Genomic DNA, 19,324 nt, shown 5'->3' with positions numbered 1-19,324 from the left:
GACCGCACGGATACCCGGCTGACCGGGGTTATTCCTGCGATCCCCGCCCCGGGGGCGACGGACGACACGCCACGCGCGGAACCGTGGGAGGGGCGGAAACGGACGTGGCGCCCACCGGAGGACTCCGGTGGACGCCACGTCGGGTGTCGCGAGGTCAGCGACGGCTCTCGCCGCTGCCGACCTGCTCCCGGTCGGGCCGCGGCTCGACCGGCGGGTGGCCCGGCGAGACCGGCGCCTCGGCCGGCTTCTCGATCGGGTAGAAGAAGCCCCGGATGGCCGGGCCGAGGGCCCCGAGCCGGTTCATCTTCTTCGGCACGACCCAGCCGGCGTACTCGAGCCCGCCGTGGCCGTCGTGGTCCCCCGCGCTGAGCGGCTGGTGCACCTCTTCGAACCGGCCGTCGGGCAGTCGCCGGATGATGCCGGTCTCGACACCGTGGGCGAGCACCTCCCGGTCGTGCTGCTGCAGACCGAGGCAGATCCGGTAGGTGAAGTAGTACGCCAGCGGCGGGAGCACCAGCAGGCCGATCCGGCCGGCCCAGGTCATCGCGTTCAGGCTGATCATGAACTTGTCGGCGATGACGTCGTTGGCGCCGGAGAGGGTCAGCACGATGAAGAACGCGATGGCCATGGCGCCCGCCGCGGTGCGCGCCGGCACGTCCCGGGGCCGCTGGAGCAGGTTGTGGCTGCGGGTGTCCTTGAGGCGCCGGGCCTCCAGGAACGGGTACAGCGTGGAGATCCCCACCAGGATGCCCGGCAGCACCACCGTCGGCCAGAACAGCGGCGGGATCACGTACCCGTCGCCGATCGGGATGTTGATCTCCCAGGCCGGCATCAGGCGGGTCGAGCCGTCGAGGAACATGACGTACCAGTCGGGCTGGCTGGCGGCCGAGACCACCCACGCCTCGTACGGGCCGAACAGCCAGATCGGGTTGATCTGGAACAGACCGCCCATCAGCGCGATCACGCCGAAGACGACCATGAAGAAGCCGCCCTGCTTGATCGCGTAGCGGGGGAACATCCGCTCGCCGACCACGTTGCCGTTGGTCCGGCCGGGGCCGGGCCACTGGGTGTGCTTCTGCTTGAAGACCAGGCCCAGGTGGACGCTGATCAGCGCGACCAGCAGACCCGGGATGAGCAGCACGTGGGCGATGTAGAACCGGCTGATGATGATGGTGCCGGGGAACTCCCCGCCGAAGATCGACGAGGTGACCCAGGAGCCGATCACCGGGATGGAGAGCATGATCGCCGAGGCGATCCGCAGGCCGGTGCCGGAGAGGCCGTCGTCCGGCAGCGAGTAGCCGGTGAAGCCGGCCAGGAAGCCGACCCAGAACAGCAGCGAGCCGATGATCCAGTTCGTCTCACGCGGCTTGCGGAACGCGCCGGTGAAGAAGACCCGGAGCATGTGCACCACGATCGCGGCCATGAACAGCAGCGCCGACCAGTGGTGCATCTGCCGCATGATCAGGCCACCGCGGACGTCGAACGAGATGTCCAGGCTGGAGGCGTACGCGGCCGACATCGGCGTGCCCCGCAGCGGGGCGTAGCTGCCGTTGTAGACCACCTCGGTCATCGCCGGCTCGAAGAAGAAGGTCAGGAAGACACCGGTCAGCAGCAGGACGATGAACGAGAAGAGCGCGATCTCGCCGAGCAGGAAGGACCAGTGGTCCGGGAAGACCTTGTTCAGCAGCCGGCGCAGCGGGGTGGCCACCTGGAAGCGGTCGTCCACTCCCCGGGCGGCGTTGCCCGGCACAGCTGCCATGTCAAACTTGCGCCGCTTCACGGCCGCTCCCAGAAGTCGGGCCCGACGGTCTCGGTGTAGTCGGACTTGGCCACGAAGTAGCCCTCGGAGTCCACCTCGATCGGCAACTGCGGCAGTCGCCGGCTGGCCGGACCGAAGATGGGCCGGGCGTTGTCGGTGATCAGGAACTGCGACTGGTGGCACGGGCAGAGCAGACGGTTGGTCTGCTGCTCGTACAGGCTCGCCGGGCAGCCGGCGTGCGTGCAGATCTTCGAGTAGGCGGCGTAGTTGCCCCACATGTAGTCGCCGTGCCCGACCCGCTCGTTGGCCCGGCGCGACTCCTGCGCGTCGCTGTCCCGCAGGTGGATCAGCAGGGTCGGCGAGTCGGCGTGCAGGTTGCTCACGCCGTGGTCGATGCCGGGGAAGACCGTGATCTGGCCGCCGGTGCTGACGTCCGCCGGGCGGACCGGACGGCCGTCCTCGCGGACCAGCCGGACCTTGCCGCCGCCCTCGGTCGGGGCGAACCCGGTGGTGAACATCTGGTTGTTCTTGTGCGGCTGGGAGATCAGGCCACCGACCAGGGGCGCGGCGACCACCGCGCCGACCGGCGCGAGACCGGCCAGCAGCGAGATGCCGAGCAGCGGCCGGCGCTTCACGCCCAGCTCGTCGGCCATGTAGAGCATGGTCTGGCCGGTGATGATCCGGTCGTCCTCGCTGACGGCGCCCTCGTGCCGGTCCTGGATCGAGACCTCCTTGGGCAGCAGCTTCTTGCCCCAGGTCAGGATGCCGAAGCCGACGCCGAGCAGGGCCACGCCGAGGGTGGCGCCGAGCAGCGGGGTGTACCACGTGTCGCCGCCGCGGCCGGGAGCGTACTCCCACGGCCACCAGATGTAGACCACCAGGAAGGCGGTCGCCGCCAGCCCGGTCAGCAGGAAGAACGACGCGACGGTGCGGGTCAGCCGGCGCTCGGCCTTGCTGCCCGGGACGACCTGCGGCTCGTAGTGGACGATCTCGATGTCGTCCCGGCGCGCGCCCTCGCGGACGATGTCGAACTGGCTGAGCCCGGGGGTCGTCACGTCGAGCGGTTCCCGGCCCTGCTGGGCCTGGTGCTCGGTGTGCGTGGTCATGCCGTCACCTCGCTACGGGCGGTGCCGGACCCCGGCACCACAGCACTGAATCGGATGATCCGCCCGGTCACGACTTGCCCGCGATCCACAGGCTCGCGAAGACGAGCGCGACGATGCCGACCAGGAAGATCGCCAAGCCCTCGGTGGACGGCCCGTACCGACCGAGGTTGAAGCCACCCGGGTCCTGGTCGTGCTTCAGCGTCTCCTGGATGTAGGCGATGATGTCCGCCTTCTGCTCCGGGGAGATCTGGTTGTCGCCGAAGACCGGCATGTTCTGCGGGCCGCTCAGCATCGCGGCGTAGATCTGCCGGTCGCTGGCCGGGCGCAGGCTCGGGGCGTACTTGCCGGAGGACAGGGCGCCGCCGCCACCGCCGAAGGCGTGGCACTGCGAGCAGTTGATCCGGAACAGCTCACCGCCGGCGGCGATGTTGCCGTCGGAGTGGAGGTTCTCGCCGTCGGGCAGGACCGGGCCGCCGCCGAGCTCCTGCACGTACTGCGCGAGCTGGCGGATCTCCTCGTCGGTGAACAGCTCCGGCTTGCGCTGCGCCTGGGCCTCCTGGCGGGCCATCGGCATCCGGCCGGAGCTGACCTGGAACTCGACCGAGGCCGCGCCGACGCCGATCAGGCTCGGCCCACGGCCCTCGACGCCCTGGGCGTTGCGACCGTGACAGGTCACACAGCTCACGTCGAACAGCGCCTTGCCCTCCGCGGCGGCGCCGGTGAGCGGGGCGTCCTGCGCCTGCACGCCGGGGGCGAAGACGGTGTAGGCGCCGCCGGCCAGCATCAGCGCGGCGAACAGCCGGACCGCGGCACCCAGCCGGCGGCGGCCCCTGCTGCGCGCCGCGGGCCGCTCGCGCAGCCGCGCGAGCAGACCGCGTCGGCGGTCGTTGTCAGAAGTCATGACCTGTGTCCTTAACCGGTTGGACCTTGTCTCAGGGGACGGAGCAGCGGCGCGGTTCGTGACGCGCCAAGATCACTGAAGCCAGTAGATCATGGCGTAGAGCCCGATCCACACGACGTCGACGAAGTGCCAGTAGTAGGACACGACGATCGCCGACGTGGCCTGCGCCGGCGTGAACCGGCCCATGGTCGTGCGGATCATGAAGATGATGAAGGCGATCAGACCGCCGGTCACGTGCAGACCGTGGAACCCGGTGGTCAGGTAGAACATCGACCCGTACCCGTCCGAGTTGATCTTGATGCCCTCGTGCACCAGCTCGCGGTACTCGTTGACCTGACCGAGCACGAAGATCAGGCCCATCACGAAGGTGATCGTGAACCAGCGCCGCAGGGCGTGGACGTCACCCTTCTCGGCGGCGAACACACCGAGCTGGCAGGTCACCGACGACAACACCAGGATCACCGTGAAGGTGGTCGCGTACGGGATGTTGAGTACCTCGGTGTGCTTCGCCCACTGCTCCGGCGCCGCCGCGCGGATGGAGAAGTACATCGCGAACAGCGCCGCGAAGAACATGAGTTCACTGGAGAGCCACACGATCGTCCCGACGCTGACCATGTTGGGTCGGGTCAGGGAGTGGATCCGGCTCTTGTCAATGGCTGGGGCCGCAGTCACGCGGTCATTATTGCCCTTGACCGGGGCCGGCGATCAGCGGGGTGGCAAACCGGTGGCATCGGCAGCCCGATCGGGGTCGTCCGGTTCGCCTGACCTAGGCTGAAAAGCGTGCTGCACGTCGATCCGATCTTCACCGCAACCTCGGCCGCCGCGCCCGCGGTGACCGCGGCCACCCCGCCGCCGTTCACCGTCACCTCCGTGTTCACCGAGACCCGGCTGGACAGTTGGCTGGCCGTCGGCCTGGTGCTGGCCGCCGGCATCTACCTCTACGGGGTGCACCGGCTCCGGCTCCGGGGGGACCGGTGGCCGGTGGCCCGGACGGTGTTCTTCCTCGGCCCCGGCCTCGGCGGGATCGCGGCGGTCACCGTCAGCGGTTTGCACGCGTACGACACGGCGCTGCTGTCGGTGCACATGGTCCAGCACATGGTGCTCTCCATGATCTCGCCGATCTTCCTCGCGCTGGGCGCGCCGGTGACGCTGGCCCTGCGTACCCTGCCGCTGCGGCCGCGCAAGCGGCTGCTGGCGATCGTGCACAGCCGGGTCGCGCGGGTCTACAGCTACCCGCTGGTGGCGTTCACCATCTTCGTGGTCAACCCGTTCGCGCTCTACTTCACCGACCTGTACCGCTACACCCTCGAGCACGCGTGGGCGCACGAGGTCGTGCACGCGCACTTCATCATGACCGGCTGCGTGTTCTTCTGGCCGCTGCTCGGCCTCGACCCGCTGCCGGGGCGCTGGCCGTACCCGGGCCGGGCGCTGCTGATGCTGCTCTCCGTGCCGTTCCACACGGTGCTCGGGCTCACCATCATGCAGAGCACCACGCTCTTCGGCGGCGACTGGTACCCGTCGCTCGGGCTGACCTGGTCCGACCCCTGGGAGGACCAGGTGGTCGCCGGCGGCATCCTCTGGGCCGGCGGCGAGTTCGTCAGCGTCACGATGCTGGCCGTGCTGGTCGTGCAGTGGATGCGCCACGCCGAGCGGGAGGCCCGCCGGATCGACCGCGACCTGGACCGCCAGGAGGCCCGTCAGCGCGCCGCGGAGTCCGCCGCCTGACCTGCGCCGACGGTACGCCCCGGCGCCGCCGACGGGCGGACGTCACGCACCTCACACCGACGGGTAGGATCAGCCGGCAGCTACGAGGTGGGAGCCTGTCCAGCCAATGAGTGAGCGCAGTGAGCGAATCACCAAGCGCAGTGCGACGGTGCCTCATGACGGCACCGCTCACAGCCCGATCCCCGGCCGAGGCCGTGGTGACGCTGTGGGATCCACCGGCGCGGCGTGGACTCGGACCGTTCGGCGAAGCGGAGTGTCGGCATGAGTGATCGTCTTTGCACCGTCCTGCTCTACAGCGACGACCCGCAGGTCCGTGACCGGATGCGGCTCGCCGTCGGCACGCGTCCCGCGCCCGGTCTGCGGATCGAGTTCGTCGACGCGTCCACCTACGCGGAGTGCGTCCGGCTCGTCGACGACTACGAGATCGACCTGCTGCTGCTCGACGGCGAGGCGACCCCGGGCGGCGGCATCGGCATCGCCCGGCAGATCAAGGACGACCGGGACGACGCTCCCCCGACCTGCGTGGTGATCGCCCGCGCCGCCGACCGATGGCTCGCGGCCTACGCCGAGGTCGACGCCACCCTGGTGCACCCGCTCGACCCGGTGACCACCGGCACCACGGTGGCCGAGCTGCTGCGGACGCACGCCCCCGCCTGACGTCCCCCGCTCCGGCCCGTCTCGGCGCCGGACCACCCGGCGCCGGTTCCATCCCACCCGCTTCGCACGCTCGGGAGGCCCGCCATGGGCGATCGGACCTGGCCGCACCTGCTCGCCGCGCTGCTGCGCGGGGAGGAGCTCTCCACCGCCGACACCGCCTGGGCGATGGGCGAGATCATGTCCGGGGCGGCCGCCCCGGCACAGATCGCGGGCTTCGCCGTCGCGCTGCGCGCCAAGGGCGAGACCTCGGCCGAGCTGGCCGGCCTGGTGGAGGCGATGCTCGGGCGGGCGGTCGCGGTCGAGCTGCCCGAGGCGCTGCGGGACACCGCCCTCGACGTGGTCGGCACCGGCGGTGATCTCGCGCACACGGTCAACATCTCCACCATGGCCTCCCTGGTGGTGGCCGGCGCCGGGGTCCGGGTGGTCAAGCACGGCAACCGGGCGGCGTCCTCCTCCTGCGGCACCGCGGACGTGCTGGAGTTCCTCGGCGTGCCGCTGGACCTGGGGCCGGAGGGGGTGGCCCGGTGCGTCGCGGAGGCCGGCATCGGCTTCTGCTTCGCGGCCCGGTACCACCCCGGCATGCGCCACGCCGGCCCGGTACGCCGGGAGATGGGCGTGCCCACCTTCTTCAACTTCCTCGGCCCGCTGACCAACCCGGCCCGGCCGCGGGCCGCCGCGGTCGGCTGCTTCGACCTCCGGATGGCCCCGGTGATGGCGGGCGTCTTCGCCGCCCGGGGCGACTCGGCTCTGGTGATGCGCGGCGAGGACGGGCTGGACGAGTTCACCACCGCCGCGCCGACCCGCGTCTGGGCCATCCAGGCAGGCACGGTCAGGGAGGCGCTGCTGGACGCGACCGACCTCGGGGTGCCCAGGGCCACCCTGGCCGACCTGCGGGGCGGAGACGCCGCTTACAACGCCGACGTGGTGCGCCGGCTACTGGCCGGCGAGACCGGCCCGGTGCGCGACGCCGTCCTGGTCAACGCGGCGGCGGCGCTGGCCACCCAGGGTCCGCTCGACGGCGACCTCACCGAGGCGTTGCGCGCCGGGATGGACCGGGCCGCCGAGTCCGTCGACTCCGGGGCCGCCGCCCGCGTCCTGGACCGCTGGATCGAGGCCGCCCGCGCCGACTAACCCGCCGGCGGCCACCCCGGCGGCGCCGGGTGGGCGTGCGGAAGTTGTCGGACCCCCGTGGGAAACTACAACTGAATAGTTTTCCACTTCCAACATGCGCTGTTCACCACAGCACACCCGTCGTGCGTCGTGCGGCGCGGCAGTTCCGCCGTGCGCCCCGACGGGATCGGAGCGAGAGGAGACGCCCGTGTCGGAGCGCGAGCTCTACTGCGCCACCTGCGAGGGCGTTCAGCCGTTCGTGACGCCGCCGTGCGTCGACGGCCACGGCGTCGACTGCCCCGAGCTGGCCTGCACGGGCTGCGGCGAGGCGGTGCTCGTCGCCACGTTCACCTTCCGGGCCCCGCGCCTGGCGCCGCGGCACCGCCAGCCGTCGCCCCACCGCCGCGCCGCCTGACCCCTCCGCGCCGCCTGCGCCATCGCCACCCGACCCGGTCCGCGCACCGCCTGGACCGTCGCCACCGCGCCGCCTGAGCCCCGCCGCGCCGCCTGACGCGGCCCGCGCCGGCACCACCGCCCCGACCGGCGGCGCGGCGCACGCCCGGCCGGTCCTCGGCCGCCCCGCACGTCGGCGATCACGGCACGAAGGCCCGCCTCCCCGAGGGGAGGCGGGCCTTCGTCACGTGCAGGGGGCCGTCGTCGGCCGCCGGCTCAGTGCTCGGCGGTGCGCCGGGTGCCGCTGTAGTACTCGAACAGCAGGCCGCAGGCCGCGAAGATGACCGCCACGGCACCGACGCCCAGCAGCCAGAACTGCCAGAACACGAGGCCGAAGCCGGTGAGCGCGGCGGCCAGCGCCAGGCCGAACGGCCAGTAGCTGCCCGGGCTGAAGAAGCCGACCTCGCCCGCGCCGTCGGCGATCTCACCGTCCGGCCGGTCCTCCGGCCGCAGGTCGATCCGGCGCGAGACGAACCAGAAGAAGCCGCCACACATCGCGCAGAGCAGGAAGCTCAGCAGCAGTGCGATCGTGCCGACCCACTCGACGTGGCCACCGGAGTCGGCGGCGGTCCAGCCCCCGTAGAGGGCGGTGGCGAAGAGCAGGAACCCGGCGATGACCAGGAAGATGCGCCACTCGGTCTTCATGCCAGCCCCCTCAGCTTCCCGTACCGGCCGGCGCGCTGTCCGGGTTGAAGTTGGCCTCGGTGCGACGGGTCTCGAACGGCCGCGTCTTCTGCGCGTACGGCTCCTCGCCGATGGCCGTCAGGGCCTCCTGCGTGGACTTGCCGTCCCGCTTGGCCGCCAGGAACTGGTCGTACTTCTCCGGCGAGACGACCCGCAGCTCGAAGTTCATGAACGCGTGGTAGCTGCCGCACAGCTCGGCACAGCGGCCGACGAAGGCGCCCTCGGTGTCGAGCTTGGAGACCTCGAACACGTTGCGGATCTTGCCCGGCATGACGTCCCGCTTGAACAGCAGCTCCGGCACCCAGAAGGAGTGGATGACGTCGCGGCTGGTCTCCTCGAACCGGATGGACCGGTCGGTCGGGAGCACCAGGATCGGGATGACCTCGCTGGTGCCGAGCACCGAGGCGACGGTGTTGGCGTCCTTGCCCTGGCCGTCGCGGTAGTTGAACTGCCAGTTCCACTTGAACGCGACCACCTCGACCGTGACGTCGGGGTTCTTGGTCGTCCGCACCACGTCGGTCTGCACGACCGCCGTGTAGTAGAAGAGCACGGAGACGATCAGGATCGGCGCGATGGTGTAGAGGAACTCCATCGGCATGTTGTAACGGGTCTGCACCGGCAGCTCGTTGCCCCGCTTGCGGTAGCGCACGATGCACCAGAAGATCAGGCCCCACACGAACACGCCGACCGCGAGCGCCGCGACGCACGAGGCGATCCACAGGTCGTACATCCGGTGGGACTCGGGCGAGATGCCGCCCTGCGGCCAGCCGAAGCCGCCGAACGCGGCGCCGACGTCGCAGCCCGTGAGCAGGACCAGCAGCGCCGCCCCGCCGAGACCGAGCCCGGCGATCCGACCAGCACCACGCCCCCGGCGCCCACCGGCTCCTGGGGAAGCGCTGTGCCGTACGGCCGACGGCCGTACCTCCGAACTCCTTGCGACCACCTGGTCCTGCCTCCCTAGCGCGCCGCGGTGTCTGTTCTGTTCTGTTCTGCCGGCCTCCGCCGGAGCGGAGCGACAACACCGGCGGCAAAGGCGTCACCGACGGTCGCAGATTACTCGACCATGACGGGCTCGACCGTCTTGGGGTCACTCTCCGCCCCCATCGGGGGGATCTTGGGCGTGCCGGCGCGATAGCGTTGGCTTCCGTGAGCGCTTCCCCGGTCTACCTGGACGCGGCCACCGCCGCGCCGCTGCACCCGGTCGCCCGACAGGCGCTGCTGGCCGCCCTCGACGACGGTTGGGCCGACCCCGGCCGGCTCTACACCCAGGCCCGCCGCGCCCGCCAACTGCTCGACGCCGCCCGCGAGGCCACCGCGCAGACGCTCGGCGTGCGCGCCGACGAGATCTCCTTCACCCCCAGCGGTACGACGGCCGCGCACGCCGCCGTGCTCGGCGGCCTGGCCGGCCGGCGGCGGGTCGGCCCGGCCCTGGTGCACTCCGCGATCGAGCACTCGGCGGTGCTGCACGCCGCCGAGCAGCACGTCGCGGCGGGCGGCACGGCGACGTCGGTGCCGGTGGACCGGCGGGGCCGGCTGGACCTGGACGGCTGGTCGGCGGCGGTGCGGGCACCGGGCGTGGCGCTGGCCGCGCTGATCGCCGCCAGCCACGAGGTCGGCACGCGCCAACCGGTCGCCGAGGCCGCGCGGGAGTGCGCCGAGGCCGGGGTGCCGCTGTTCGTGGACGCCGCCCAGGTGGTCGGCCGGGCGCCCGTGCCGGCGGGCTGGTCGGTGCTGACCGCCAGCGCGCACAAGTGGGGCGGCCCGCCCGGGGTGGGGCTGCTGGTGGTGCGCAAGGGCACCCGGTGGGAGTCGCCCTGGCCGGCCGACGAGCGGGAGTCCGGGCGTACGCCGGGAACGCTCAACCTGCCGGCGGTGGTCGCGGCGGCGGCGAGCCTGCGCGCGGCGGCGGCCGACGCGGCGGCCGAGGCGGCCCGGCTGGCGCCGCTGGTGGACCGGATCCGGGCCCGGGTGGCGGCGGAGGTGCCCGACGTGGAGGTGGTGGGTGATCCCGACGACCGCCTCCCGCACCTGGTGACGTTCTCCTGCCTGTACGTCGACGGCGAGGCCCTGCTGCACGCGCTGGACCGGCGCGGGTTCGCCGTCTCCTCCGGCTCCTCCTGCACCTCCTCCACGCTGCGCCCGTCGCACGTGCTGGAGGCGATGGGGGTGCTCTCGCACGGCAACGTGCGGGTCTCGCTGCACCGGGAGACGACGGAGACGGACGTGGAACGGTTCCTCGCCGAGTTGCCCGAGGTCGTGGCGCGGCTGCGCGCCGAGGCGGGGGTGGTGGGGCTGTGACGGCGCCGGCGGAGATCCTCGACTGTCGTGGTCAGCGCTGCCCGCTGCCCGTGATCGCGGTGGCCCGGCGGCTGCCCGAGCTGCCCGTCGGCACGGTGGTGCGGGTGCTGGCCGACGACCCGGCGGCGGCGGTGGACATCCCGGCCTGGTGCCGGATGCGCGGCCACGAGTTCCTCGGCACGGTCACCGGCCCCGACGGCCCCGCCTTCGACGTCCGCCGCCTCCACTGAGAGGTGTCAGGAAGGGCACCCGGCCGACGCGGAAGGCCCTTCCCGACACCGAGTGAGTCACGGCAACAGGTGCGGTCGGACGTCCTCGGCGGCCACGTCGCCGTACGACTCGGCCATCCGCTTGACGAACAGGTCGCGGCGGACCTCGTACTCCTGCGTGCCCACGGTCTCCAGCACCAGCGTGGCGAGCAGGGAGCCTACCTGGGCGGCCCGCTCCAGCCCGAGGCCCCAGGACAGCGCGGTGAAGAAGCCGGCCCGGAAGCCGTCGCCGACCCCGGTGGGGTCGACCGCCCGGATCTCCCGAGCGATCGGCACGTGGATCGGGTCGATGTCGCGCCCGGCGATCTCCACGCCGTGCTTGCCCAGCGTGGTGACCCGGACCTTGACCCGGTCGAGCAGCTGCGCGTCGCTCAGCCCGGCCTTGCTCTGCAGCAGCGACTTCTCGTAGTCGTTGGTCATCAGGTAGTCGGCGCCCTCGATCAGCGCGACGACGTCCTCGCCGTCCATCCGGGCGAGCTGCTGGGACGGGTCGGCGGCGAAGGAGTATCCCCGCTCCCGGCACTCGGCGGAGTGCCGCAGCATCGCCGCCGGGTCGTTCGCACCGACCAGGACCAGGTCCAGCCCGTCGAGGCGGCGCGCCACCGGCTCCAGCTCGATGTTGCGGGCCTCGCTCATCGCGCCGGCGTAGAACGAGGCGATCTGGCACATGTCGGTGTCCGTGGTGCAGACGAACCGGGCGGTGTGCGCCACCTCGCTGACGTGCACCGAGCCGCAGTCGACCCCGTGCCGCTCCAGCCAGGAGCGGTAGTCGGCGAAGTCCGCGCCGACCGCGCCGACCAGCACCGGGCGCAGGCCGAGCTGTCCCATGCCGAAGGCGATGTTCGCCGCCACGCCGCCGCGACGCAGCACCAGGTCGTCCACCAGGAAGGAGAGCGACACCTTGTGCAGCTGGTCGGCGATGAACTGGTCGGCGAAGCGGCCGGGGAAGCTCATCAGGTGGTCGGTGGCGATCGAGCCGGTCACGGCGATCTTCATGTCAACCCTCGGGGTCGGGAGCAGGGCGCCGGTCAGCCTACCGGTCCGGCCCCCTCAGGATGACCCGTCGGTCCGGCCTCGGTCATCTTCTCGGCTGCGCTACCGGGCCCGAACGCGGCAGCGGGGCCGCCCCGAAGGGACGGCCCCGCTGGTCGCGAGCGGAGGTGGGCTCAGCTGAACGAGTCGCCGCAGGCGCAGGAGTTGCCCGCGTTGGGGTTGTCGATGGTGAAGCCCTGGGCGTCGATGCGGTCGGCGAAGTCGATGGTGGCGCCGGCCAGGTAGGGGGCGCTCATCCGGTCGACGACGACCTCGACGCCGTCGAAGTCGGTGACGACGTCACCGTCGAGCGAGCGCTCGTCGAAGAAGAGCTGGTACCGCAGGCCGGAGCAGCCACCCGGCTGCACGGCGACCCGGAGCCGCAGGTCTTCGCGGCCCTCCTGCTCGATCAGGGCCTTGACCTTCTGCGCCGCGACGTCGGTGAGGACGACGGACGTGGGGGCCTTGGCCTCGGTCGACTCGGTCTGCGCTGGCGTGGTCACGTGAAATCTCCCTGCGCGGTTGGGTCCGGACGCACTGGCCAACATCTCACGTCGCCCAGCCATTCCCGGTGTGGTCCAGATCCGATGGTACGCCGCTGCGACCGGCCTCACCCGCCGCCGTGACACGGGCCGCCGCAGCCGGCGCGCCGACGGACCCGATCGGGCGGCGGGCGAGCGGCTCCCGGCCGCGCGCCACCGCACGGGGCGCGCACGGGCCCGTCGGCCAGGTCACGCCCGCGGGCCGGTCAGCGGCTCCACTGCCGGGCCAGCTTGGCGCCGAGCGCCCGCAGCCCCTCGGCCGGGCGCTCCAGCGCGGCGGCCAGCCCGCCGCGCTCCTCGCCCCCGAAGTGCTCCACCAGGCTGTACGCGTCGGTCACCCCGGCCGCGCCCGCCTCCCGCCGGCCGGTGCTCACCTGGCCGGCCAGCACCACGCAGGGCAGGCCCCGGTCCCGGGCGGCGCCGGCCACCCCGGCCACCACCTTGCCGCGCAGCGACTGGTGGTCGAACGAGCCCTCCCCGGTGACCACCAGGTCGACGGCGTCCAGGGCGTCGTCCAGCCCGATCGCCCGGGTGACCAGGCCGATGCCCGACTCGCAGTGCCCGCCCAGCGCCAGGACGGCCGCGCCGAGGCCCCCGGCCGCGCCGCCGCCGGGCAGGGCGCCCAGCCGGTCGGGGCAGCCGGGCAGGTCCCGCTCCAGCACGGCGGCGAAGCGCTCCAGCGCCGCGTCGAGCAGCAGCACGTCCGCCCGGTCGGCGCCCTTCTGCGGGCCGAACACGTTACTCGCCCCGTGCAGGCCGAGCAGCGGGTTGTCCACGTCGGTGGCGGCCACCAGCCGGGCGTCGCGCAGCCGGGGCGCCCCGTCGAGCGCGACGGCGGCGGCCAGCGCCGCGCCGCCGTACGGCAGCGCCCGGCCCGCGTCGTCCAGCGGGGTCACGCCGAGCGCGGTGAGCATCCCCGCGCCGCCGTCGTTGGTGCCGGAGCCGCCCAGGCCGATCACCACCGTGCGGGCGCCGGCCTCCACCGCGGCGGCGACCAGCACCCCCAGGCCGTACGAGGTGGTGGTCTTCGGGTCGCGCTCGCCCGCGTCGAGCAGGTGCAGCCCGCACGCCTGGGCGCTCTCCAGCCAGGCGGTCGTCCCGCCGGCGGTGAGCAGGATCTCACCGGCCACCGGGCGGCCCAGCGGGTCGACGGTCGGCACCGGGATCCGGCGCCCGCCGAGCGCGTCGCCGAGCACGTCGAGGAAGCCCGGCCCACCGTCGGACAGCGGCCGGACGAGCAGGTCGTCGCCGGGAGCCACCTCGCGCCAGCCGGCGACCACGGCGTCGGCGACCTCCGGGGCCGACAGGGTGCCGGCGAACTTGTCCGGGCAGAGCAGCACGCGCATGCCGAGCAGTGTGGCAGCCCACACCGGTGGAGGCTGCGCTCAGGCCACCCTGTGGGACCATGGGGTACGTGACTTCGACCTGGGTGGAACCCTCCAACACCGCAACGGCCCTGCTGCTGCTCGGCCGGGGCAGCGACCCCGCCACCGAGCGGGGCGTCGAGTGTCCGGGCGACCTTCCGGCGCCCAGCGACCCGGACCTGGTGGCCCGGGCGGCGGCGGCGAAGGCAGAGCTGGGCAGCAAGGTCTTCGTGCTGGGGCACCACTACCAGCGCGACGAGGTGATCCAGTTCGCCGACGTCACCGGCGACTCGTTCAAGCTGGCGCGCGAGGCGGCGGCCCGCCCCGACGCGGAGTACATCGTCTTCTGCGGCGTGCACTTCATGGCCGAGAGCGCCGACATCCTCACCTCGGACGCGCAGAAGGTCGTCCTGCCGGATCTGGCCGCCGGCTGCTCGATGGCGGACATGGCGGTGCTGTCGCAGGTCGAGACGGCCTGGGACGTGCTGACCGACCTGGGCATCGCGGAGCAGACCGTCCCGGTCACCTACATGAACTCCTCGGCGGACATCAAGGGCTTCGTCGGCCGTAACGGCGGCGTGGTCTGCACCTCGTCGAACGCGAAGCGGGCGCTGGACTGGGCGTACCAGCAGGGTTCGAAGGTGCTCTTCCTGCCCGACCAGCACCTGGGCCGCAACACGGCCGTGCTGGAGATGGGCCTCTCGCTGGACGACTGCGTGCTCTACGACCCGCACAAGCCGAACGGCGGGCTCACCCCGGAGCAGCTGCGCGACGCGAAGATGATCCTCTGGCGGGGGCACTGCTCGGTGCACGGCCGGTTCACCCTCGACAGCGTGAAGGACGTGCGGGAGCGGGTGCCGGGGGTGAACGTGCTGGTCCACCCGGAGTGCCGGCACGAGGTGGTCACCGCCGCCGACTTCGTCGGCTCGACGGAGTACATCATCAAGGCCATCGAGGCGGCCCCGGCCGGCTCGGCGTGGGCGGTCGGCACCGAGCTGAACCTGGTCCGCCGGCTCGCGCTGGCCCACCCCGACAAGCAGATCATGTTCCTGGACAAGGCGGTCTGCTACTGCTCGACCATGAACCGGATCGACCTGCCCCACCTGGTCTGGGCGCTGGAGGAGCTGGTGGCCGGCCGGGTGGTCAACCAGATCACGGTCGACCCGGACACCGCGCACCACGCCCGGGTGGCGCTGGACCAGATGCTCGCCCTGCCCGGGGCCGACACCCCGCCGCCCGCGGCGAGCTGATCACGCTCGGTAGCACCACTGGTACGGAAATGGGCCCGATCACCGATTAGTACCCTCAGGGGCGATCTGACCGGGTCCATTTACGTCACGGAGGGCTATGCTGCCGGGGCGACGACTCACGCGGCCGTTTCGACATGACCGCATTCCGGGTAGCGAAGACATCGCGAGCCCACCATCAACACGGCAGCACCGACGCGCTGGAGGTTGCGTTGACCGACGACGTCCTGGTCGTACACGGAGGTACTCCGCTGGAAGGGCGGATCCGCGTGCGCGGCGCGAAGAACCTGGTCTCGAAGGCGATGGTCGCCGCTCTGCTCGGCGACAGCCCGAGCCGACTGTTCGACGTGCCGAAGATCCGTGACGTCGAGGTGGTCCGGGGCCTGCTCGGCCTGCACGGCGTGAAGGTCACCGACGGCGAGGAGGACGGCGAGCTCGTCTTCGACCCCGCGAACGTGGAGAGCGCGAGCACGGACCAGATCAACGTGCACGCGGGCTCCAGCCGGATCCCGATCCTGTTCTGCGGGCCGCTGCTGCACCGCCTCGGCCACGCCTTCATCCCGGACCTGGGCGGCTGCCACATCGGGCCGCGCCCGATCGACTTCCACCTCCAGGCGCTGCGCGAGTTCGGGGCGACGGTCGAGAAGACCCCGGAGGGCCTGCACCTGTCGGCGCCGAACGGGCTGCACGGCACCAAGTTCTCGCTGCCGTACCCGAGCGTCGGGGCGACCGAGCAGGTGCTGCTGACGGCGGTGATGGCCGAGGGCGTCACCGAGCTGCGCAACGCGGCGGTGGAGCCGGAGATCATCGACCTGATCTGCGTCCTGCAGAAGATGGGCGCGATCATCAAGGTGCACACCGACCGGGTGATCGAGATCCAGGGCGTGCCGAAGCTGCACGGCTACACGCACCGGCCGATCCCGGACCGGATCGAGGCGGCGAGCTGGGCCGCGGCGGCGCTGGCGACCCGCGGCCACGTCGAGGTCCTCGGCGCGCAGCAGGCCGACATGATGACGTTCCTGAACATCTTCCGCTCGGTCGGCGGCGAGTACGAGGTCACCGACGCCCGGCCGCCGAAGCTGGGCGACCCCGGCCAGGAGGGCGGCATCCGGTTCTGGCACCCGGGCGGCGAGCTGAGGTCGGTGGCCCTGGAGACCGACGTGCACCCGGGCTTCATGACCGACTGGCAGCAGCCCCTGGTGGTGGCGCTCACCCAGGCCCGGGGCCTGTCCATCGTCCACGAGACGGTCTACGAGCAGCGGCTGGGCTACACCGAGGCGCTGAACTCGATGGGCGCGAACATCCAGGTCTACCGGGACTGCCTGGGCGGCACCCCGTGCCGCTTCGGCCGGCGCAACTTCAAGCACTCCGCGGTGATCGCGGGGCCGAGCAAGCTGCACGCCGCCGACCTGGTCATCCCTGACCTGCGGGCCGGTTTCAGCCACCTGATCGCCGCGCTGGCGGCCGAGGGCACCTCCCGGGTCTACGGCGTCGACCTGATCAACCGGGGCTACGAGGACTTCGAGGCGAAGCTCGCCGACCTCGGCGCGCACGTCGAGCGTCCGTAACGTCGGCCACTCCCGACCGCGCCCGGTGCACCGCGATGTGCACCGGGCGCCGTCGTTTGGCTACCCTTTCCGCGTGCCGTCGCTGTTTCGCCGCAAGTCCACCGACCTCGTCGACGAGGCCGTCACCCCGGTGACGCCCGACGAGGAGTCCTCGTCCGCCCAGCCCCGGGGCTACACCCCGAGCAAGAAGGAGCTGGGCAAGGTCACGCCGAAGCGGCCCAGCGCCGGCCGCCGACCGGCCGCGGCCACCAAGCCGCTGACCAAGGAGGAGGCGCGGGAGCGCCGGCGCCAGCTGCGCGCGGAGTCGGCGGCGGAGTTCCGCCGCGAGGGTGGGCCCCGTGACCGCGGCCCCGAGCGGCTGCTCGCCCGCAACGTGGTCGACTCCCGGCGTACGGTCGGCACCTGGTTCTTCGGCGGCGCGCTGATCGTGCTGATCGGCTCGAACGCGGCGATGCCCCCGATCGTCCGCCTGGTCTCCAACATCCTCTGGGGCGCGCTCGCGCTGGGTGTGGTGGTCGACTCGTTCCTGATCTCCCGCAAGATCCGCAAGCTGGTCCGGGAGCGCTTCCCGAACACCGGGCAGCGGATGGGCTCGCTCTACCTCTACGCCATCATGCGGTCGATCACCTTCCGCCGGATGCGCGCGCCCGAGCCCCGGGTCAACATCGGCGACCCGGTCTGACCCCGCCGCACCGACGGCCCCTCCCGCACCGCGGCGAGGGGCCGTTCGTCGTCAGCGGACCGGGGTGGGGCCTACGGCACGCCGAGCAGGCGGAGCAGCGCGGTGGTGCCGGCGGCGGCGAGCACCACCAGCACGAACGGCGCCCGCCGCCAGGCCAGCAGCACGCCGACCAGCACGCCCAGCGGCCGGGCCCAGCCGGCGAACCGGCCGGCCTCGGTCAGCGCGGCGGTGGCGCCCAGCGCGGCCAGCAGGGCGGCGGCGCCGACCGGCAGCAGCCGCCGGGACCACTCCGGCAGGTCGAGCCGGTCGCGCAGCAGCACCCCGGCGACCCGGAAGCCGTACGTCCCGGCGGCCAGCGCCACGATCACGGCGATCAGCACGACCCCTCCCCCGTCCGGCCGACCGGCACGGACCCGCCCCGCGGCGGCGTCCGCTCCCCCGCACGCACCGGCTCCCCCACCCCGCCCGGCGGCTCGGCGGCGGTCCCCGGGACCGTTCCGCCGCCCGCGACCGGCGCGTTCGGCGGGTGGCCGCCGCCCGCGACCGGCGGGTGGCCGCCGCCCGCGTTCGCGGCCCGCCGACCACGGCGTACGGCGGCGACGGCCAGCACGGCCGGGCCGGCGAGTGCCAGCAGCACCGGCAGCCCGGCCGGCAGCAGCGGGGTGGCCAGCACCGCCAGCACCGCGCCGGCCAGCGCCACCCGCCGGGTGTCGCGGTCGCGCAGCGCCGGCAGCAGCAGCGCGATCAGGCCGGCCGGGAACGCGGCGTCCAGGCCGAACGCGGCGGGGTCACCGACCACGCCGCCGGCGAGCACCCCGAGCACGGTCCCCACGTTCCAGGCCAGGAAGAGCAGGGTGCCGGCGAGCCAGAACGCCCGCCGGCGCGCGCCCCCGGCGGGGCGGGCCAGCGCGAAGGCGGTCGCCTCGTCGGTCATCAGGTGGCTGCCGAGCAGCCGGCGCCACAACGGGCGGCCGATGCTGTCGGCCAGCGCCAGCCCGAACGGCAGGTGCCGGGCGTTGAGCAGCAGCCCGGCGAGGACCGCCGCGAGCGGACTCCCGGTGGCCACCAGCCCGACCGCCATGAACTGCGCGCCGCCGGCGTAGACCAGCACGGACATGACGACGGCCGTCCAGCCCGGCAGGCCGGCGGCCACCGCCACCGCGCCGAACGAGGCGCCGACCGCGACCATCGCCGCCCCGATGGCGGCGACGTCGCGCACTGCCGCGCCCTCGACCGTTCGCTGTACCGTACGCATGGTCCATCATGATGAACGCGCCGCATGTGTTCGTCAAACCGAACAAACGGAACGCTGGAGCGAACAATGTCCGCCGAACCGTCTCCCCCGCTGGCCTCCATCGCCGTCGCGCTCCGCCGCGAGCGCGACCGCGTCGGCATCTCGCTCACCGAGCTGGCCCGCCGGGCCGGCGTCGCCAAGTCCACCCTGTCCCAGTTGGAATCCGGGGTCGGCAACCCCAGCGTGGAGACCCTCTGGGCACTCGGGGTGGCGCTCGGCGTGCCGTTCAGCCGGCTGGTCGAACCACCGTCCCCCGCCGTCCGCGTCGTGCGGGCCGGCGACGGCCCCCGGATCCGCTCCGAGCACGCCGACCTCACCGCGACGCTGCTCGCCGCGGGCACCGCCCACGTCCGCCGGGACGTCTACCTGCTCGAGCTGGAGCCCGGGACGGTACGCACGGCCGAGTCGCACACCCCGCGCAGCGTCGAACACATCGTGGTGGGCGCCGGGCGGCTGCGCGTCGGGCCGGAGGGCGACCTGGTGGAACTCGGCCCGGGCGACTACGCGACCTTCCCCGGCGACACGCCACACCGCTACGAGGCGCTGACCCCCGGCACCTTCGCCGTCCTGGTGATGGAACACCCCTGACCGCCCGGCCCGGCCTCGCCTCCCGCGCCAGGAGCGGGGCGCGGG

At 72.8% G+C, this 19,324-nt stretch carries 21 protein-coding genes; 10 read left to right on the top strand and 11 right to left on the bottom strand.

The features are described from left to right. Nucleotides 1–154 precede the first annotated feature (154 nt). The 4 genes from AB0G14_RS02950 to AB0G14_RS02935 form a co-directional block, all read right to left on the bottom strand. Nucleotides 155–1,780 (bottom strand): cytochrome bc complex cytochrome b subunit, encoded by a 1,626-nt coding sequence (locus AB0G14_RS02950; protein ID WP_357693119.1) that lies wholly within the window; start codon nt 1,778–1,780, stop codon nt 155–157. After that, nucleotides 1,777–2,865, bottom strand: a complete 1,089-nt coding sequence (locus tag AB0G14_RS02945) for a Rieske 2Fe-2S domain-containing protein (RefSeq protein ID WP_357693117.1) — start codon at nt 2,863–2,865, stop codon at nt 1,777–1,779. The genes AB0G14_RS02950 and AB0G14_RS02945 overlap by 4 nt, the downstream gene beginning before the upstream one ends. A 67-nt stretch (nt 2,866–2,932) precedes the next feature. After that, complete coding sequence (locus AB0G14_RS02940) at nt 2,933–3,766, bottom strand: cytochrome c (RefSeq protein WP_357693115.1); 834 nt, start codon at nt 3,764–3,766, stop codon at nt 2,933–2,935. A 72-nt stretch (nt 3,767–3,838) separates the two neighbouring features. Then, nucleotides 3,839–4,438 (bottom strand): heme-copper oxidase subunit III, encoded by a 600-nt coding sequence (locus AB0G14_RS02935; protein WP_357693113.1) that lies wholly within the window; start codon nt 4,436–4,438, stop codon nt 3,839–3,841. 108 nt (nt 4,439–4,546) lie between these two features. Between AB0G14_RS02935 and AB0G14_RS02930 the strand changes: the two genes are divergently transcribed. The 4 genes from AB0G14_RS02930 (at nt 4,547) to AB0G14_RS02915 (ending at nt 7,673) form a co-directional block, all read left to right on the top strand. Beyond that, nucleotides 4,547–5,491 (top strand): cytochrome c oxidase assembly protein, encoded by a 945-nt coding sequence (locus AB0G14_RS02930; protein ID WP_357693111.1) that lies wholly within the window; start codon nt 4,547–4,549, stop codon nt 5,489–5,491. A gap of 261 nt (nt 5,492–5,752) precedes the next feature. Beyond that, nucleotides 5,753–6,148 (top strand): hypothetical protein, encoded by a 396-nt coding sequence (locus AB0G14_RS02925; protein WP_350682093.1) that lies wholly within the window; start codon nt 5,753–5,755, stop codon nt 6,146–6,148. Between the two features lie 84 nt (nt 6,149–6,232). Continuing rightward, complete coding sequence (gene trpD, locus AB0G14_RS02920; protein WP_357693108.1) at nt 6,233–7,279, top strand: anthranilate phosphoribosyltransferase; 1,047 nt, start codon at nt 6,233–6,235, stop codon at nt 7,277–7,279. Between the two features lie 187 nt (nt 7,280–7,466). Next, on the top strand, nt 7,467–7,673 hold the full coding sequence (locus AB0G14_RS02915) for a hypothetical protein (RefSeq protein WP_357693106.1): 207 nt from the start codon (nt 7,467–7,469) through the stop codon (nt 7,671–7,673). A gap of 254 nt (nt 7,674–7,927) precedes the next feature. On the opposite strand, the gene AB0G14_RS02910 is transcribed toward AB0G14_RS02915, so the two are convergent. After that, complete coding sequence (locus AB0G14_RS02910; protein WP_357693104.1) at nt 7,928–8,356, bottom strand: cytochrome c oxidase subunit 4; 429 nt, start codon at nt 8,354–8,356, stop codon at nt 7,928–7,930. A 10-nt stretch (nt 8,357–8,366) separates the two neighbouring features. After that, a complete protein-coding gene (gene coxB / locus AB0G14_RS02905) occupies nt 8,367–9,338 on the bottom strand; it encodes a cytochrome c oxidase subunit II (protein ID WP_357693102.1) in 972 nt (323 codons plus the stop codon). A 203-nt stretch (nt 9,339–9,541) separates the two neighbouring features. Here coxB and AB0G14_RS02900 point away from each other — a divergent pair, with 203 nt between their 5' ends. Both AB0G14_RS02900 and AB0G14_RS02895 read left to right on the top strand, forming a co-directional pair. After that, nucleotides 9,542–10,693 carry an aminotransferase class V-fold PLP-dependent enzyme gene (locus AB0G14_RS02900; RefSeq protein ID WP_357693100.1) on the top strand — a complete coding sequence of 384 codons (1,152 nt, stop codon included), beginning with the start codon at nt 9,542–9,544 and terminating at the stop codon, nt 10,691–10,693. Further along, entirely contained in the window at nt 10,690–10,923 is a 234-nt protein-coding gene (locus tag AB0G14_RS02895) for a sulfurtransferase TusA family protein (RefSeq protein WP_350682105.1), read from the top strand. The genes AB0G14_RS02900 and AB0G14_RS02895 overlap by 4 nt, the downstream gene beginning before the upstream one ends. A 57-nt stretch (nt 10,924–10,980) precedes the next feature. Here the strand turns inward: AB0G14_RS02895 and AB0G14_RS02890 are convergent, their stop codons facing one another. The 3 genes from AB0G14_RS02890 to AB0G14_RS02880 form a co-directional block, all read right to left on the bottom strand. Next, nucleotides 10,981–11,958, bottom strand: a complete 978-nt coding sequence (locus tag AB0G14_RS02890; protein WP_357693098.1) for a carbohydrate kinase family protein — start codon at nt 11,956–11,958, stop codon at nt 10,981–10,983. Between the two features lie 170 nt (nt 11,959–12,128). Then, nucleotides 12,129–12,497, bottom strand: coding sequence for an iron-sulfur cluster insertion protein ErpA (gene erpA, locus AB0G14_RS02885; protein WP_357693096.1), 369 nt, complete (start codon nt 12,495–12,497; stop codon nt 12,129–12,131). Between the two features lie 245 nt (nt 12,498–12,742). Further along, a complete protein-coding gene (locus AB0G14_RS02880; RefSeq protein WP_357693342.1) occupies nt 12,743–13,882 on the bottom strand; it encodes a glycerate kinase in 1,140 nt (379 codons plus the stop codon). Between the two features lie 68 nt (nt 13,883–13,950). On the opposite strand from AB0G14_RS02880, the gene nadA reads away from it, so the two are divergent. The 3 genes from nadA to AB0G14_RS02865 all read left to right on the top strand — a co-directional run bounded on the left by nadA (nt 13,951) and on the right by AB0G14_RS02865 (nt 17,397). Next, on the top strand, nt 13,951–15,150 hold the full coding sequence (gene nadA, locus AB0G14_RS02875) for a quinolinate synthase NadA (RefSeq protein WP_357693094.1): 1,200 nt from the start codon (nt 13,951–13,953) through the stop codon (nt 15,148–15,150). A gap of 209 nt (nt 15,151–15,359) precedes the next feature. Beyond that, on the top strand, nt 15,360–16,715 hold the full coding sequence (murA, locus tag AB0G14_RS02870) for a UDP-N-acetylglucosamine 1-carboxyvinyltransferase (RefSeq protein ID WP_357693092.1): 1,356 nt from the start codon (nt 15,360–15,362) through the stop codon (nt 16,713–16,715). Nucleotides 16,716–16,788: 73 nt separating this feature from the next. Beyond that, nucleotides 16,789–17,397, top strand: a complete 609-nt coding sequence (locus AB0G14_RS02865) for a DUF3043 domain-containing protein (RefSeq protein ID WP_357693090.1) — start codon at nt 16,789–16,791, stop codon at nt 17,395–17,397. 71 nt (nt 17,398–17,468) lie between these two features. On the opposite strand, the gene AB0G14_RS02860 is transcribed toward AB0G14_RS02865, so the two are convergent. Together AB0G14_RS02860 and AB0G14_RS02855 are read right to left on the bottom strand one after the other, a co-directional pair. Continuing rightward, nucleotides 17,469–17,777, bottom strand: coding sequence for an AzlD domain-containing protein (locus AB0G14_RS02860; protein WP_350707921.1), 309 nt, complete (start codon nt 17,775–17,777; stop codon nt 17,469–17,471). Then, nucleotides 17,771–18,652, bottom strand: coding sequence for an AzlC family ABC transporter permease (locus AB0G14_RS02855; protein ID WP_357693088.1), 882 nt, complete (start codon nt 18,650–18,652; stop codon nt 17,771–17,773). Before AB0G14_RS02855 ends, AB0G14_RS02860 begins: the two co-directional genes overlap by 7 nt. Nucleotides 18,653–18,718: 66 nt before the next feature. On the opposite strand from AB0G14_RS02855, the gene AB0G14_RS02850 reads away from it, so the two are divergent. Next, entirely contained in the window at nt 18,719–19,279 is a 561-nt protein-coding gene (locus tag AB0G14_RS02850) for an XRE family transcriptional regulator (protein ID WP_357693086.1), read from the top strand. Nucleotides 19,280–19,324 lie beyond the last annotated feature (45 nt).

This window comes from Micromonospora sp. NPDC023814 (assembly GCF_040639595.1).
Lineage (GTDB): Bacteria > Actinomycetota > Actinomycetes > Mycobacteriales > Micromonosporaceae > Micromonospora.
Note: the sequence above shows the minus strand (reverse complement) of the source record. Positions and strands in the feature narration are given on the sequence as shown.